Source organism: Microbacterium sp. 4-7 (genome assembly GCF_014332665.1).
GTDB lineage: Bacteria > Actinomycetota > Actinomycetes > Actinomycetales > Microbacteriaceae > Microbacterium.
In genome coordinates this window covers 765,134-779,638 of record NZ_MCRH01000001.1, presented here as the reverse complement: position 1 = coordinate 779,638, position 14,505 = coordinate 765,134, and the positions used below count along the sequence as shown (strand labels likewise).

The 14,505-nt window shown below is 68.7% G+C and carries 18 protein-coding genes; 7 read left to right on the top strand and 11 right to left on the bottom strand.

Features of this window, described 5'->3' with window-relative positions; translation table 11 throughout:
* Both BEP68_RS03775 and BEP68_RS03770 read right to left on the bottom strand, forming a co-directional pair.
* Positions 1 to 957: an ABC transporter permease gene (locus BEP68_RS03775; protein ID WP_187249251.1), complete on the bottom strand. Its 957-nt coding sequence runs from the start codon at positions 955 to 957 to the stop codon at positions 1 to 3.
* Positions 958 to 1,032: 75 nt separating this feature from the next.
* Positions 1,033 to 2,631 (bottom strand): ABC transporter substrate-binding protein, encoded by a 1,599-nt coding sequence (locus BEP68_RS03770; protein WP_187249250.1) that lies wholly within the window; start codon positions 2,629 to 2,631, stop codon positions 1,033 to 1,035.
* Positions 2,632 to 2,759: 128 nt separating this feature from the next.
* Here BEP68_RS03770 and BEP68_RS03765 point away from each other — a divergent pair, with 128 nt between their 5' ends.
* On the top strand, positions 2,760 to 3,482 hold the full coding sequence (locus BEP68_RS03765) for a FadR/GntR family transcriptional regulator (RefSeq protein ID WP_315985267.1): 723 nt from the start codon (positions 2,760 to 2,762) through the stop codon (positions 3,480 to 3,482).
* A gap of 50 nt (positions 3,483 to 3,532) precedes the next feature.
* Here BEP68_RS03765 and BEP68_RS03760 read toward each other — a convergent pair whose 3' ends face one another.
* The 5 genes from BEP68_RS03760 to BEP68_RS03740 form a co-directional block, all read right to left on the bottom strand.
* A complete protein-coding gene (locus BEP68_RS03760; RefSeq protein ID WP_187249249.1) occupies positions 3,533 to 4,372 on the bottom strand; it encodes an anti-sigma factor in 840 nt (279 codons plus the stop codon).
* Entirely contained in the window at positions 4,356 to 4,916 is a 561-nt protein-coding gene (locus BEP68_RS03755) for an RNA polymerase sigma factor (RefSeq protein ID WP_315985266.1), read from the bottom strand. Before BEP68_RS03755 ends, BEP68_RS03760 begins: the two co-directional genes overlap by 17 nt.
* Before the next feature lie 33 nt (positions 4,917 to 4,949).
* Positions 4,950 to 5,615: a class F sortase gene (locus BEP68_RS03750; protein ID WP_261987676.1), complete on the bottom strand. Its 666-nt coding sequence runs from the start codon at positions 5,613 to 5,615 to the stop codon at positions 4,950 to 4,952.
* A complete protein-coding gene (locus tag BEP68_RS03745) occupies positions 5,615 to 6,442 on the bottom strand; it encodes a DUF4397 domain-containing protein (protein WP_053098083.1) in 828 nt (275 codons plus the stop codon). The genes BEP68_RS03750 and BEP68_RS03745 overlap by 1 nt, the downstream gene beginning before the upstream one ends.
* Positions 6,443 to 6,564: 122 nt before the next feature.
* Complete coding sequence (locus BEP68_RS03740) at positions 6,565 to 7,191, bottom strand: stage II sporulation protein M (RefSeq protein ID WP_187249247.1); 627 nt, start codon at positions 7,189 to 7,191, stop codon at positions 6,565 to 6,567.
* A gap of 94 nt (positions 7,192 to 7,285) precedes the next feature.
* On the opposite strand from BEP68_RS03740, the gene BEP68_RS03735 reads away from it, so the two are divergent.
* On the top strand, positions 7,286 to 7,888 hold the full coding sequence (locus BEP68_RS03735) for a TetR/AcrR family transcriptional regulator (protein ID WP_053099284.1): 603 nt from the start codon (positions 7,286 to 7,288) through the stop codon (positions 7,886 to 7,888).
* Positions 7,889 to 7,895: 7 nt separating this feature from the next.
* On the opposite strand, the gene BEP68_RS03730 is transcribed toward BEP68_RS03735, so the two are convergent.
* Complete coding sequence (locus tag BEP68_RS03730; RefSeq protein WP_053098085.1) at positions 7,896 to 8,213, bottom strand: DUF2277 domain-containing protein; 318 nt, start codon at positions 8,211 to 8,213, stop codon at positions 7,896 to 7,898.
* Positions 8,214 to 8,754: 541 nt separating this feature from the next.
* Here BEP68_RS03730 and BEP68_RS18100 point away from each other — a divergent pair.
* Positions 8,755 to 8,979, top strand: a complete 225-nt coding sequence (locus BEP68_RS18100) for a hypothetical protein (protein WP_261987675.1) — start codon at positions 8,755 to 8,757, stop codon at positions 8,977 to 8,979.
* 79 nt (positions 8,980 to 9,058) lie between these two features.
* Here the strand turns inward: BEP68_RS18100 and BEP68_RS03720 are convergent, their stop codons facing one another.
* Entirely contained in the window at positions 9,059 to 9,886 is an 828-nt protein-coding gene (locus tag BEP68_RS03720; RefSeq protein ID WP_187249246.1) for a helix-turn-helix transcriptional regulator, read from the bottom strand.
* Between the two features lie 94 nt (positions 9,887 to 9,980).
* Here BEP68_RS03720 and hxlB point away from each other — a divergent pair, with 94 nt between their 5' ends.
* Together hxlB and hxlA are read left to right on the top strand one after the other, a co-directional pair.
* A complete protein-coding gene (gene hxlB / locus BEP68_RS03715; RefSeq protein WP_261987674.1) occupies positions 9,981 to 10,562 on the top strand; it encodes a 6-phospho-3-hexuloisomerase in 582 nt (193 codons plus the stop codon).
* A gap of 46 nt (positions 10,563 to 10,608) precedes the next feature.
* The gene (gene hxlA, locus BEP68_RS03710) at positions 10,609 to 11,232 is read left to right on the top strand and encodes a 3-hexulose-6-phosphate synthase (RefSeq protein ID WP_053098088.1); all 624 of its coding nucleotides are present in this window, start codon (positions 10,609 to 10,611) and stop codon (positions 11,230 to 11,232) included.
* Between the two features lie 74 nt (positions 11,233 to 11,306).
* On the opposite strand, the gene BEP68_RS03705 is transcribed toward hxlA, so the two are convergent.
* Positions 11,307 to 12,140, bottom strand: a complete 834-nt coding sequence (locus BEP68_RS03705) for a class I SAM-dependent methyltransferase (protein ID WP_187249245.1) — start codon at positions 12,138 to 12,140, stop codon at positions 11,307 to 11,309.
* 90 nt (positions 12,141 to 12,230) lie between these two features.
* Here BEP68_RS03705 and BEP68_RS03700 point away from each other — a divergent pair, with 90 nt between their 5' ends.
* Positions 12,231 to 12,932 carry a winged helix-turn-helix transcriptional regulator gene (locus BEP68_RS03700; protein WP_072592079.1) on the top strand — a complete coding sequence of 234 codons (702 nt, stop codon included), beginning with the start codon at positions 12,231 to 12,233 and terminating at the stop codon, positions 12,930 to 12,932.
* Here the strand turns inward: BEP68_RS03700 and BEP68_RS03695 are convergent.
* Positions 12,929 to 13,471 carry a TetR/AcrR family transcriptional regulator gene (locus BEP68_RS03695; protein WP_187249244.1) on the bottom strand — a complete coding sequence of 181 codons (543 nt, stop codon included), beginning with the start codon at positions 13,469 to 13,471 and terminating at the stop codon, positions 12,929 to 12,931. The genes BEP68_RS03700 and BEP68_RS03695 overlap by 4 nt on opposite strands.
* A gap of 90 nt (positions 13,472 to 13,561) precedes the next feature.
* Between BEP68_RS03695 and BEP68_RS03690 the strand changes: the two genes are divergently transcribed.
* The gene (locus BEP68_RS03690) at positions 13,562 to 14,503 is read left to right on the top strand and encodes an SDR family NAD(P)-dependent oxidoreductase (protein ID WP_187249243.1); all 942 of its coding nucleotides are present in this window, start codon (positions 13,562 to 13,564) and stop codon (positions 14,501 to 14,503) included.
* The last annotated feature ends 2 nt before the right edge of the window (positions 14,504 to 14,505 follow it).

The window sequence follows — 14,505 nt, the reverse complement described above, 5'->3', positions numbered from 1 at the left end:
TCACACCGCCCGGATTCGGGGATTGATGAGCACGTACAGGAGGTCGACAATGATGTTGATCACCACGAAGGCCAGTGACACTGCGAGAGTCACGCCCTGCACGAGATTGGGTTCGTTGTTGGTCACGCCGTTGAGGATCAGGGTGCCCATGCCGGGGATCGCGAAGATGATCTCGATCACCACCGCCCCGCCGATGAGGTAGCCGATGCGCAGGCCGAGCACGGTCACGGGCGTGATCAGGGCGTTGCGCAGCACGTTGCGACCGACGACGACGGTCCGCGGGATGCCGGCGCCGAGTGCCGTGCGCACGTAGTCACGGTCGAGCTCCTCGACCATCGAGGTGCGCACGACGCGGGAGAGCTGACCGATCACCGGAACGGCGAGCGCGATGGCCGGCAGCGCCATGCGGGCGAGCCACCCTGCCGGGTCGGCCCACGGATCGGGCAGGGGACCGGACGCGGGCAGCACGTTCAGCCCGAGGGTGAAGAGCTGGATGAGCAGGATCGCGAGCCAGAACGAGGGCGTCGACAGCGACGCCACCCCGATGATGCGGATGAGCTGGTCGGGCCAGCGGTCACGATAGACGGCGGCGAGGACGCCGATCACGAAGGCGACGATGACGGCGATGAGGAGGCCGAGGAAGGTCAGCGCCAGCGTGACGGGGAACGCACGGACGACCTCGTCGATCACCGGAAGGCTCCGCGCCGAGTAGGTGCCGAGGTTGCCCTGCAGCAGTCCCACCAGGAAGGTGAAGTAGCGCACGAGCAGCGGCTGATCGAGGCCGTACTGCTCCCGGTACGCCTGCAGCGCCTCCGGGGATGCGGTCTCGCCGAGCGCGGTGCGTGCCGGGTCGACGGGCGAGAACGACATCACGAAGAAGACGAGGAACGTGATGCCGAGGATCATGAACGGCAGCTGCAGCAGCCGTCGTCCGATGAGGCGGAGCGTGTTGGACACGTGCCGCTCCTTCCAGGTTCGGGGAGGTGTGGCGGGGATGCGCTCGGGCGCGCACCCCCGCCGTGGAGACCGGGACTACTTCGCCGCCACGCCGACGTCGAGGAACGACAGGCCGGTGGTAGGGACGGGGGCGAATCCGACCAGCTCCTGGCTGCTCCATGCGGTGGGCAGCTTGCGGTGGAACAGCGGGTAGAGCACTGCCTGGTCGGAGAGCAGGTCGTACGCCTCGTCCCACGTGGCCTGCTGCTCGTCGCCCTGCTGCCGCACGGCGGAGTCGAGGAGCGTCCGCAGTTCGGCGTACTCGGGCGAGTCGGCCCAGTTGGTGCGGGTCTGGGTCCAGACGTTCTCGCCGTACCACCAGTTCATCAGCAGGTCCGGGTCGACGCCGAAGACCGATGGGTCTCCGGGTGCGATCGCGACAGTGTAGTCACCGGAGTCGACCTTCTCGTACATGGCGGCCGACTGCCCGATGTCGAGCGTGGTGTCGATGCCGATGGCGTCGAGCGACTCCTTGATGAGCGGCGCGACCTCCTTCACCCAGCCGGTGTCGGTGGTGAGCAGCGTGATCGACAGGTCGTCGACGCCCGCTTCGTCCAGCAGCTCCTCGGCCTTCTCGGGGTCATAGCTGTAGACCGTCGAGGCCTCGTTGTAGTTCGGGTACGTCTCGGGCAGGAACGAGGTCGCGGGGGTCGCGTTGCCGAGCATCCCGGTCTCGATGATCTTGTCCATGTCGAGGGCGTAGTGCATCGCCTGGCGCACGCGTACGTCGTCGAAGGGCGCTGCCTTCGTGTTGAACATCATGAACAGCAGCCCGAAGGATTGCACGCTCTCGACGTCAGCCGCGGATGCCAGGGAGTCGACGTCGATGTACGGCACGTCCTCCATGGCTTGGATCGTGCCCGTCGACATCGCCGTGACTCGGGCGGAGGCGTCGGACAGCAGGTTCCAGTTCATGCCCGCAGCGAGTGCCGGGTGCGGGCCGTTGTAGTCGTCGTAGCGCTCGAAGACGAGCTTGTCCTCGGGCACGGCGGAGACGAGCGAGTACGGGCCCGAGCCGACGGGGTTCGCTCCGAAGCCCTCGGGATCTGCCTCGACGACCGCCTTCGGAACGATCTTGACGACGCCGAGTCGCTCATTGATGAGCGAGAACGGGTAGTCGGTGGTGATCTGCACCGTGTCCTCGTCGACGGCGGTGACGGTGTCGACGAAGTCGATGAAGGTGCGGAACAGTGAGTTGTTGTCGGGGTTCAGCACCCGCTCGTAGCTGAAGACGACATCCTCGGCAGTGACGGGGTCGCCGTTCTGGAACGTCGCTCCTTCGCGCAGATCGATCTCGTACGTGGTGTCGTCGACCTGGGTCGGGAGGTCCGCGGCCAGCGCGGGCGCCGCCTCCTGCGTGACGGGGTCGAGGTCGACCAGGCCTTCGAAGACATGCCAGTTCGCCGAGACCGTGACGGCGCCGGAGGCCACCATCGGGTCGAAGCTGCCGTTCAGCGTGTACGAGATGCCCGCTTCGATGATCGCGTCCGCGTCGATGTCGCCGGCGGATGCGCTCTCGTCGGCTGCCGGGGTCGCGCCGGCCGCGCAGCCGGCGAGGACGACCGACGCGGCGACGGTGCCGGCGATCAGTGTCGTGAATCGACCCGCACGGCGGCGGGTGACGTGTCGGTTCATGTGTGCTCCAGGGTGGGTGGGGGACATCTTGAGGACATCTGATGTCTGATGTACTCTAAACACACGTTCGATCGAATCACAAGAGTGAGATGATCAGAGCGTTTGCGTCGGGACGAGAGGGAGACCAGATGAAGTCCACCACGAGTAGGGCATCGCGGATGCGGCGCTCGACGACGGCGGATCAGATCAAGCAGCTCATCATCGCCCGCGGGCTGACCCCCGGCGATCCACTCCCGACCGAGACCGAGCTCTGCGAAGAGCTCGATGTGTCGCGCTCGTCGGTCAGGGAGGCGATCCGCACCCTGTCGACGCTCGACATCGTCGATGTCCGGCACGGCCACGGCACCTACGTCGGCGCGATGTCGCTGGATCCGATGGTCGAGGCGCTGGTCTTCCGAGGGGTCCTCTCACCCGAAGGATCCCTCCAGTCTCTGCGCGAGGTGGTCGAGGTGCGCCTGGCTCTCGACCTCTCGATGGCCGAGCGCGTCGTCGCGGCCGCCCAGGTCGACGAGGGTGGAGAGCTCGATGAGCTCGTCGCCGAGATGGTCGACAAGGCGAGCCGAGGCGAGCACTTCCTCGAGGCCGACCGCCTGTTCCACACCAAGCTCTTCGACGCGATCGGCAACCGACTCGTCGGCCAGCTCGTCGGCGCCTTCTGGGATGTGCACACGGCCGTACTGCCCCAGCTCGACATCGATCAGCCCGATGACATCCACCAGACTGCGGTCGCGCACGGCGACATGCTCGCCGCCGTCCGAGCAGGCGACGTCGACGCGTATCGCGAGGCGGTGATCGAGCACTACCGTCCGCTGCAGCGCGTGCTCGCACAGGCCGGCGCTGCGCGCGCCTGAACCCAGAGCCACGGCGCGCGCGCGGAGCTACGGGGACGGAGGAGCGCCTCTCACGCGAAGTCGAGCTCGCCGCGCACGATCGAGTCGCCCGAGTGCGCAGGATCGCCGTCGACCGGCTCGAAGGAGATGTCGACCAGGCGGTACTCGTCGAGGTCCACGCTGTCGGGGACGCGGAACGTGCCCGACGAGTCGTCGAGCACCCCGAGGCTGATCAGCGCCTGTCCGTCCTCGCGGATCAGCCACACCTCGCGGTAGTCGCCGGCGACGAGCTCGTCGCCGTCGAGGGTCACTGTCAACGTGCGCCGGCCGTCGCCGTCGTCGTCGATCCGGGCCTGCCCCTCCGCATCGGGGTGGTCGGGGAACGCGGCGAGCTCGGCCGAGGCGATCACGGCAGAGGAGGGCGTGAGGGTGCGGGCGATCCAGACGCCGGCGCCGATCGCGACGACGAGCGCCATCGACGCGGCGAGGATCCACATGGTGGCCGACGAGCGGCGGCGTGGACGGACACGAGCCCGGTGTCGCGGCGCAGCCGCTTCCGCAGCATCCGCCTCAGTCGCTGTCGCCGGACCGGCCGCCGAGACCGGTGCCGATGCAGCCGGTGCCGATGCAGACTCCGATTCCGATTCCGGCGGGTGGACGTCGGATGCCGGGTCGGCAGCGACCGCCGAGGTCAGCCCGAGTTCGCCGTGGATCCTCGACCAGACGTCGGCGGGCGGGGATTCCAGGTCGCCCTCGACGACGCTGGAGCGCGCCACGAGCGCCACCCGCGACATCGCAGCGACCTCGGCGGCACAGTTCTCGCACTCGACGAGGTGTTCCATGTCGGCGTCGGATCCGGCCGGTTCGCCCATCGCGATCAGGGCGATCTTCTCGTCATCGAGATGTGACACGGTTCACCTCCAATCGGTCGCGCATGCGGGCAAGGCTTCGGCGGATATGGCTCTTCACGGTGCCGAGCGGCATCCCCATTCTGCGTGAGATCTCTTCGTGGGTCAGGTCATCGTAGAAGGCCAGTCGCATGACGGCCTGTGCATCCGGCGCGAGCTGCTGGAGCTCGCTCGAGAGCAGCAGCGTCTCGGACAGATCGATCGATTCGGAGACGAGGGCGTCGGGCGGAGTGAGTCGTTCCATCTCGGCCTGCAGCTGCTGCACCTTGGCGCGCGCCTCGAACGTGTCGGCGATCCGGCGCCGCGCGATCGTGATCAGCCAGGTCGACAGTCGCGCCTTCGACGAGTCGTATCCGGCACGCGAGTTCCACGCCGACACGAAGGTGCGCTGGGTGACGTCCTCGGCATCCCCCCGATCGCCGAGCGAGCGCAGCGCCAGGGTGAAGACGACCGGCGACCACCGCCGGTAGAGCTCCGCGAGCGCCTGCTCGTCGCCCGCGACGAAGCGCTGGTCGAGCGCCGCTTCGGCTTCGGTGGTCTCATCCACCCGGAGTCTCCTCTCCATGGTGATCACCCCGCCTCATCGCGGGACCGCCACCGCGACCACGTTATCGCGGTAGTGCCCGGTCTGGCTGTCGAAAGGTCCGCCGCACGTGACCAGCACAAGGGCCGAGGGGCCACCACGCTGGAAGAGCTCGTCGGTCGGCAGTGCCGCCTTCTCGTAGTAGGTCAGCGACTGCACCACGAACTCGCGGCTGGTGCCGTCGGCCGCCGTGATGAGGATGGTCTCGCCGGCGGGCACGTCCCGCAGGCGAGCGAGCGGTCCGATCGGATAGTCGATCGCGTCGACGTGCGCTGCGATCAGAATCCGGCCGCTCGTGCTCGTGGCATCCGCTCCGTATCGATACCAGCCGGCGATGGCCGGGTCGACGGGCAGTTCCATCTGTCCGGAGTCGGCCACCCCGACGTCCGTCACCGGCATGTCGATGGCGAGCGACGGGATGGCCAGACCCACGGGAGCGACGGATGCGGTCGGGGTGGGGAGAGCACCCGGCCGCACGGCGACGTCTCTCGCGGGAGTGGGAGGGACGGGCGATGGAGTCGTGGGGGGCGACTCCGTGGAAGGAGGGAGATCCGCGCCCGCCCCTCCCGGTGTGCATGCCACGAGGCACGCCGCGGTGACCAGGGCGCCGAGCGTCATGATGACGCGGCGCAGACGGTCCGTCCGCAGCGTGCCTCGGAGCATCAGCGCACCGTCTGGCGGCGACGGACGATCAGGCCCGCACCCACGGCGGTCGCGATCGCGAGGGCGACGAGACCCGCCGAGAGGAGGGCGTTCGCCGAGGCATCCTGCTCAGCGAGGTAGCCCGCGGTGCCGGAGGGCACTCCGTCGGGGTTCGAGTGGAGTCCCGAGATCGTCTGAGCGGCGATCGCGAGGTTGCCGTCTTCGGCGCTGCCCCACGCGTAGACGATCGTGTTGACGCCCTCTTCGATCGCGACGTCTGCCGGACCGATGACCGGGTCGGTCGTGCCGGTCAGAGCGACGGCGGCCGACACGGTGCCCGCGGGGAGGTCGAGCTTGGCCTCGTTCGGGTTCGTGAGGTTCTCGATCACGGGCGATCCGCCCGCGAGGATGTCGACCGCGGGCGCCGCGGCGGTGTGACGCACGGTGAGTCGCCCCTGGCCGGGAGCCGTCTGCGAGATGTCGTTGGTGAAGAGGTTGAGGCCGGGTTCGCCCGCTTCGGTCAGGTGGGCCACGGCGGTGTAGTTCCCGCCTGCTTCGAGAGCGAGGGTCGCCGGGCCGAGGATCGGCGCGCTGGCGTCGGCGGCATCGGGAGCGGTGAGCGCCACCTCGTACGAACCGGCGGGTAGCTCGAGCGGTCCGGCGAGGTCTCCGGGCGCGAAGTCGTCGAGGGTGAGCTCGCCGTTCACGTACACGTCGACGGGGGTGTCGGGGATCGCGTGCAGCACCGAGAGCTGTGCGGCCTGGGTGGTGGCGGCGCCGGCCGGCATGGCCAGACCGAGAGCGGTGATCATTCCGACGGCGAGGCCGGCGGCGACTGTCTTGCGCATCTGTTCCTCCTGTACCCGGACCGCCCTGTGCGGCCCTTCATAGGAGTTGTTCTCCGGGAGCGCCGGGTTTGGATGCACCTGGATGAAGATTTCTCAGATCGGAATGTCGATGTCCGTTCCGGCTATCCGAGCAGCCACTGCTGCAGGGGGTACACGAAGTAGAGCAGCGAGAAGGCCTCGTAGATCGCCCCGATGATGAGCAGCGCGAGGGCGGGCAGGCTCAGCCAGCCGATGTGCTGGAGTCCGCGCAGGTAGGCCGCGCGTCGATTCCGCGCACCGATCGCCTGTGGGCGAACCCAGTACCGGCCCAGCAGGAACGCGCCCAACAGCAGGAGGATGTAGGCCTGCAGCTCGATCACGAGAGTCAGCGAATGCGGGATCAGCGCGACCCACCCCTCCGGCGTCGTCGGCACGAGGGTCACTCCGGTCGTCACCGACCAGACCGCGAACGTCGCGAGTCCGAGGAACGGCACGACGAGCGAGGGCAGCAGGATCGTGAGGGCGCCGAGCCGCAGGGTGTTGACCGCCAGGATCGTCAGCGCGAAGAGCCAGGGACTGCTGAGCAGGGAGGTGACGAGGCTCGCTGTGCCGTCGTCCTCCAGCGCCTGGGCGCGGCCGGCGACCAGGTCGGGGAAGAGCAGCCCGAGGATGAATCCGATCGCGAAGGTGCCGTAGGCGAGCGCATTGAGAAGCGCGTAGACGCGGAGGTTCGAGCGGATGATCTGGAAAGGCCTGCGGAGGAGTGTCATGGGTGCTCCCGTCGATGGACTAACACGGTGTGTTAGTGAGGGACGCACGCCACGCTAACACACTGTGTCACCGGGGGTCGTGGAGAATGGGATAATGACCGCCGACCCGAGCATGCTGCCGACGAAGGACCGCATCCTGCACGCGGCACTCACGATGTTCGGCGAATCACGCGGCGCGAAGCTCAGCGTCCGCGCGGTCGCAGCGCGGGCCGGTGTGAGCACCGGGTCGTTGCGGTTCCATTTCCCGACGCAGCGGGCGCTGCTCGACGAGGTCCTCCGCGTGGTCTACGAGGTGATCGCACCGGACGACCCAATCCATGACGAGTCGCTGACGGCGAAGGGGCGGCTCCTCGCATGTCTGAGGCAGGTGCTCGCTCCGTCAGGCGTCGGGGCGCAGGCACGCGAGGCAGCCACGATCCTGCACCGGACCTTCATCGAACCCGAGCTCACGGACGAACTCCGTGATGCCTACCTGGCCATCGAGCGCGAAGGGCAGCGGAGGGTCGAGCACTGGCTGTCCGTCCTCGAAGACGAAGGCTCACTCCCGGCAGGAGACAACGCCACGCGCGCGCGTTTCCTCAACTCCGTCCTCGCCGGCCTGGCCCTCGAACGGGCGCTCCCCTCGGACGAGTCGATCCTCGAATCCGAGACGAACACGCTCACGATGGCGGTCGATGCCGTGTTCCGCGACGACTAGCGAGGGCTCAGTCCGCCGCCGCCTTCGCCGCACGCTTGGCCTCTTGGAAGACCCGGATCGCCTCGTACCGCTCGGCTGAGCGAGCCTGTCGCTTCTCGCGCTGCTCGTCGCGGTCCTTCGGGGGTGCGGTCGTGACGAGGTCATCGAGCAGATGTCGCACCGACTTCTCGATCTCAGCGACAGCACGGTCGAACACCTCCCTGTTGGCGCGGGAGGGGGCGTTGGCACCCGAGATCTTGCGCACGAACTGCACTGCGGCCTCATGGCATTCGTCATCGGTGGCCGGTGGGGCGAGGTTGTTCAGAGGAACGATGTTGCGGCACATGCCTGCCAGGGTAGAGCGCTGAGCGCCGGAGTCAAGAGGCATGCGGCGCCGGTCGGACTCATCCCTGGCACCTGCCCCCTGCCGCTTGTTAGGGTCGAACGGATGGCTTCCGAGAGCAGACGGCGACGCGCGGCGAGACGCGCGAAGCCCGGCGACGGCCACTCTCTGCAGCGCTATCGCTGGTGGCAGCCGTTCTCGCGCTCTCTTCTGCACCTGCGACTGGCCGGGCCTGAGGGCCGTGTCGAGACCTGGTCGGTGGATCTGCGCCTCGGCGGAGACGAGAACGGGGTCGTACGCGCGAAGCTCTACCGCGACGGCGTGAATCAGGCGACATCGAAGCTGCCCGCCGCCTTCGCCGTGCCGGGTGGGATGATCGAGGTCGCCACCAGCGGATACGGATTGAAGCGAGCCCACTTCGTCGGCGACGACGGCACGGAGAGACAGCTGTCTCCCGACCCCGCCTCCGCCGAGGGTCGACGCGCCCGACTGCATCGCAGGGGCGCCCGGGCTCAGTCGCGCGATCGGCGGGGTCTCGATCGTCGTGCTCGTCGTGGCACTCGTGCTCGGGGTTCCGCAGCTCGTCGAGCAGATCACGCAGATCCCGCCGATCGCGGAAGCCATCGGAACCTTCGAGAGCCCGATCCACCTGCCCCCGTGGGCGAACATCTCGCTCGTCGTCGGCGCGCTCGCCGCGAGCACCGAGCGTGCGCTCCGACTCCGCTACAACTGGCTGCTCGACGGCGGTCTCTTCGACGGCGAGGACTGATCACGCCCCTCCGCGGCGTGCTTGTCGCGACTTCCCCACCTATCCTTCCGAGCAGGCACAGCCCCACCCGAAGGGGTGGTCAGCCGCGCACGATGGCCGCGAGCTCGGCGCGTGACGCCGCCCCGGATTTGCGCAGCAGGTTCGACACGTGGAACTTCACCGTGTTCTCGCTCACGTTCAGCGTCTCGGCGATCTCGCGGTTGCGGCGCCCCGCCGACACCAGTCGCAGCACATCGCGCTCTCGCGGGCTGGCGTCGATCGCATCCGGCAGATCGCCCGGCTCGGCCGGTGGATCGAGAGGAAGGCGGATGCCGACCTCCGACCCCCATCCGGGTGTCGAGGCCACCGACAGGTCGCCTGACAGCGCAGAGACCTGCTCGGCGATCGGGCGAAGTGCGTCGTCGTGCGTCGTCAGGTCTCCTCGGCCGTCGTCGCGGATCGCGATCAGCAGGTTCAATCCGTCGCAGTCCCATTGGATGCGCACGCGTCGCGTCTCTCCGCGGTCGACGATCGCCAGCACGGTGCTTCTCACGATCGAGCGCGCAGAGTGGGCGATCACCCCGGGGAGCGCGCGACCGTTGGCCGGGGGCTCGACGAACTGCACGTCGAGTTCGCTGTATCGCACGAGCGGGCGCAGATCGCCGCGCAGACGCTCGAAGGCGCCCGTCACCGGCTCGAGTCCTGCTCCCTGCTCATCGTTGTGCGTCCGCAGTCCGACCAGTGCACCGGCCGCGACATCGACCGCGATCGTGCGTGCCGCCCGGTCGTCGAGCCGCTGCGAGCGCAGCGTCGCGAGCAGGGATTCGAGAGTGAGGGCGTAGCGGTCCCGCTGCTCGGCGAGGGCGAGCGCGTGGTCTGCGGCCAGTCGGCGTGATCCCGCCGACCCAGCATGCTCTTCGATGCTCATGATCACCTACTCTATTCGTCCCTCTCCCTTCGGGTAGGTGGAACGGTCCCGAGGCGGGAGCGCCCGAAGGTCGCGCGATCGCAAGAGTGGAGACATGCCTCTCACCGCCACGATGTCGCCCGGCGCCGCCATCTCCCTCATCGCGAACGAGCTGCTCCGCGTCGCGGAGCGCACCAGCGTCGCGAACGCGCATCAGCTCATCGATCTGGCAGACCTCGTCGTCGATGCCCGGCGCGTCTTCGTGCTCGGAGCCGGCCGCTCAGGGCTCGCCCTGCGAATGACCGCGATGCGCCTCATGCACCTGGGACTCGACGTGCACGTGGTGGGCGACGCCACCACTCCGGCAATCGAGGCCGACGACCTGCTGCTGACGGCGAGCGGGTCGGGAACGACGGAATCGATCGTGCGAGCCGCGCAGCGCGCCTCGTCGGTCGGGGCGCGCATCGGCGCGCTCACGACCGCAGCGACGTCGCCCCTGTCAGAGCTCGCCGACGTCGTCGTGCGGGTGCCTGCCGCCCAGAAGCTGGACCGCACGGCCGACGCCTCGCACCAGTACGCCGCGAGCCTGTTCGAGCAGGCGGTCGTCGTCATCGGCGACGGGCTCTTCCACGCTCTCTGGCAGCGCCAGGGCACCAGCGCCGACGACCTCTGGCCGCGCCACGCGAACCTCGAATGAGCGGCTGCCGCCCCATCATCCACCCCTCAGAACGAACGGAACACCCATGAAACTGCAGTTCGCCATCGACACGCTCAGCACCGAGAAGGCCCTCGAGCTCGCCGCCGCCGCGGCCGCGCACGTCGACATCCTCGAGCTCGGCACCCCGCTGATCAAGAGCGAAGGCCTCTCGGCGATCACCGCCCTGAAGAGCGCCCACCCCGACAAGGTGATCTTCGCCGACCTCAAGACCATGGATGCCGGTGAACTCGAGGCCGACATCGCCTTCGGCGCGGGTGCGGATCTCGTGACGGTGCTCGGCGTGGCCGACGACAGCACGATCACCGGCGCGGTGAAGGCCGCGAAGAAGCACGGCAAGGGCATCGTCGTGGATCTGATCGGCGTCGCCGACAAGCCCGCCCGCGCGCAGCAGGTCATCGGCCTCGGTGCCGAGTTCGTCGAGATGCACGCGGGTCTCGACGAGCAGGCTCAGGACGGCTACTCGCTCGACAGCCTGCTCACCGACGGCACCGCATCCGGCGTCGCCTTCTCCGTCGCGGGCGGCGTCAACGCCTCGAGCATCGCCGCCGTCCAGGCATCCGGGGCGCAGGTCGCCGTCGCGGGCAGCGCGATCTACAGCGCCGAGAACGTCGGAGACGCCGCCGCCGAGCTGCGCGCCGCGATCAGCTGACGACCGCACAGAGAGGGGCCGACCGGCGATGCCCGGTCGGCCCTTCGTGCGTCGAACGCCCCGACGGCGCCGCTCTAGACGACGCGGGCCGTCACGAGCAGGTACTCCCAGTCCATTCGACCGTCTTCGAGGTGGCGGTCGCCGAGGTCGGCGAGCGCATCATCCAGCTCTGCTCGCCGCTGTTGGTCGTCGCCGATACCTCGGTACGCCGCCGCGGTCGGGCCGTAGAAGTCCCGGAAGAAGTCCCGGAAATCCGCACCCGACGCGAACCTGTCGACCGACAGCTGCCGACGCTGCGTCGACAGCTCGGCCACGCGGTCTCCGAGGAGGGCGCGCACGTGCTCCTCGTCACCCCAGAGCGGCGGCGGCTGCACACCGGCAGGCGGCGCGGGGACGAACTGCTTGAGCGTGGCGAACAACTGTCCGACGAACCCCTCGGGCGTCCAGTTGATCAACGCCAGCCGTCCATCGGGGCGCACCACCCGCGTCAGCTCGCCGGCCGCGACCTCGTGATGCGGCGCGAACATCACGCCGACGCACGAGAGCACGGCATCGAAAGAGTCGTCCGCATAGGGCAGCGCCTCGGCATCCGCCTCCTCGAAGGCGAGCTCGACGCCTTGCCGTGCAGCATCCTGCCTGCCGATCTCGAGCAGCTCGGGCGTGAGGTCGCTCGCGACCACGGATGCGCCGGTGCGCGCAGCTTCGATCGACGCGTTGCCGGTGCCGGCGGCGACGTCGAGCACGCGATCGCCCGGCCCGATGCGGCTCTCGGCGACGAGCACGCGACCGAGTTGGGGGATCACTTCGCGCGCAACGGCCGAATAGTCGCCGAGCGCCCAGACGACTCTGTGCTTCGCCTTCAGCGCGCGGTCGGCGTCGGCCTGGAGGTCGGTGGTGGTGGTGTTCATGGTGGGCTCCTCTGCCTTGTGATCCTCACGCTACGAACCCCGCGCAGACCGCTCTAGTATCCGATCTGTACCGGGTCTATCGTGAGGTCCGTGGGCGCCCCCTACTATCAGTTCTGCCCCGTCGCCAAGGCGATGGAGCTGCTGGACGAGCGGTGGACGATGCTCCTGCTGCGTGAGCTTCTGCTCGGCACCGAGCATTTCAACGAGCTGCGCCGCGGCCTACCCCGCATGTCGCCGACGCTGCTGTCCCATCGACTCGACCAGCTGCAGCGTGCCGGCCTCATCGAGCGGATCGCCCAGGGTGCTGACGTCCGCTACGTGCTCACCGTCGCGGGTGCCGAATTGCGTCCGGTCGTCGAACAGCTCTCGGCGTGGGGGGTGCGCTGGATCGGCGAGCTCGGAGACGCCGACCTCGACCCCAAGCTGCTGCTGTGGGACATGCACCGCAATGTCGATCACGGCACCGTCCCCGATGCGCGCACGGTGATCGCACTGCATTTCACGGACGCGAGTCCGGCGCAGCGCCGGTGGTGGCTGGTGATCCACGACGGCGAGGCCGACGTGTGCGACGCCGACCCCGGGTACGACGTGTCGGTCGAGGTTCGCTGCACGCTCCGAGCGCTGACCCGGTTCTGGCGCGGGGACATCGAATGGACGACGCTGCTGCTCGCCGAAGACGCCACCGCGACCGGCCCGAGCGACCTGCGGCGAGCGCTGCCGTCGTGGTTCATCCGCCCGGGATATGCCGCGGTGCCGCGGGTGGGCGCGCCGGTGGTGGCGGGCCGGGTCTAGACGGTCGGACGGATGCCGGCGAGCATGATGTCGAGGAAGAGCTGCCTGTCGCCCGCCTCCCCGATGCGCACCGCGTGCTCGATTCCGCACACGAGATGCTCGATCTGCACGATGGACAGATCGGGTCGGATGATCTTCTCGTCGCGCGCCCTCTGAAGCACCCCGTCGAATGCGGCGAAGATCTCGATCTTCATGTCGCGCACGGACTGTTCCTCATCGTCGGGTGAGAGCAGTACTGCCTGAAGGCCGCCATCCTGCAGCTGCAGCGCCAGTGCTTCGCCGAGGAACGAGGCCAGAGCGCTTTCCGTGTCCGAGTCCTCGGCCGCAGCCCGGGCGACCGTGACCATCCGCTCCAGGGTCTCGACCGCAAGCGCCTCGGTGAGCGCATGCACCGACGGGAAATGTCGGTACACCGTGCCGACGCCGAGCCCGGCATCGCGTGCGACATCGTTCAGCCTGAGGTCTCCTGACGGTCGAGCACGGGCGGCATCGAGGATCCGCGCTCGACTGCGCGCCGCATCCGCCCGTATCTGCGCCATGGTCTGATCCTATCAGCACAAGCGGATAACTATTCCGTTTATACTGGCGTCTAATCGGATAGTTAATCCGTTTAGAGAATGTGAGCAGAGATGAACTGGAACCCCGACCGTCTTCCCGACCGGACCGGACGCACGATCGTCGTCACGGGCGCGACCGCGGGCATCGGCTACTTCGCGGCGGAGCAGCTCGCCGCGGCGGGCGCCGACGTGGTGCTCGCGTCGCGATCCGAATCGAAGCTGCACCTCGCCGAGGCATCCATCCGCGGCCAGGTGCCCGGAGCCTCCGTGCGGAGCGTGCTGATCGACCTCGCCTCGCTCGACTCGGTGTCTCGCGCGGCCGACGAGCTGCGCGAGCTTCCCCGCCTCGACGGAGTCCTCCTCAACGGCGGCGCCATGACGGGCTGGCGCGGTGCCCCCACGGCCGATGGCCTCCCCCCGATTCTGGGAACGCACGTGATCTCGAACGTCCGGCTGCTCGCCGGCATCCTGCCGTCCTTGATCGCCACCGGAGAGGCGGAGGGCGTCGCGAGCCGCATCGTGCACACGTCGACCGGCTTCGTGTCGCAGTTCCGACTCGACGTGGATGACGTCAGGGCGACCCCGCGCAGCGCCATCGCGGCCTACACGAAGGCCAAGACGGTGACCGAGGTGTTCGCCTTCGAGCTCGACCGCCGCCTGCGCGCCGCTGGCCTTCCCGTCGCCTCGCTCGTGGTGCGTCCCGGAGTGGGCGTCGACGCCAAGACGCCCGAGCGCACCGGCATCCACGACGCCTCGACCCCGTACCGGCGCAACCCCTACACGCCCTGGGCTCAGGGAAAGGACACCGCCGCCTGGGCTGCGGTGCGCGCGCTCGCGGATCCCGCCGCGCAGGGCGGCGAGTACTACGCGCCCGCGGGGCGGCTTCGCGGACTTCCCCTGCGAGTCGAGCCGCTCGCCCGCACCCACACCCCTCCCGCCGAACTCGCGCAGAGCGTATGGGACCAGCTCGAAGAACTCGCGGGCGTCCACTTGTCGCTGCCGATCCGGCGTTGACC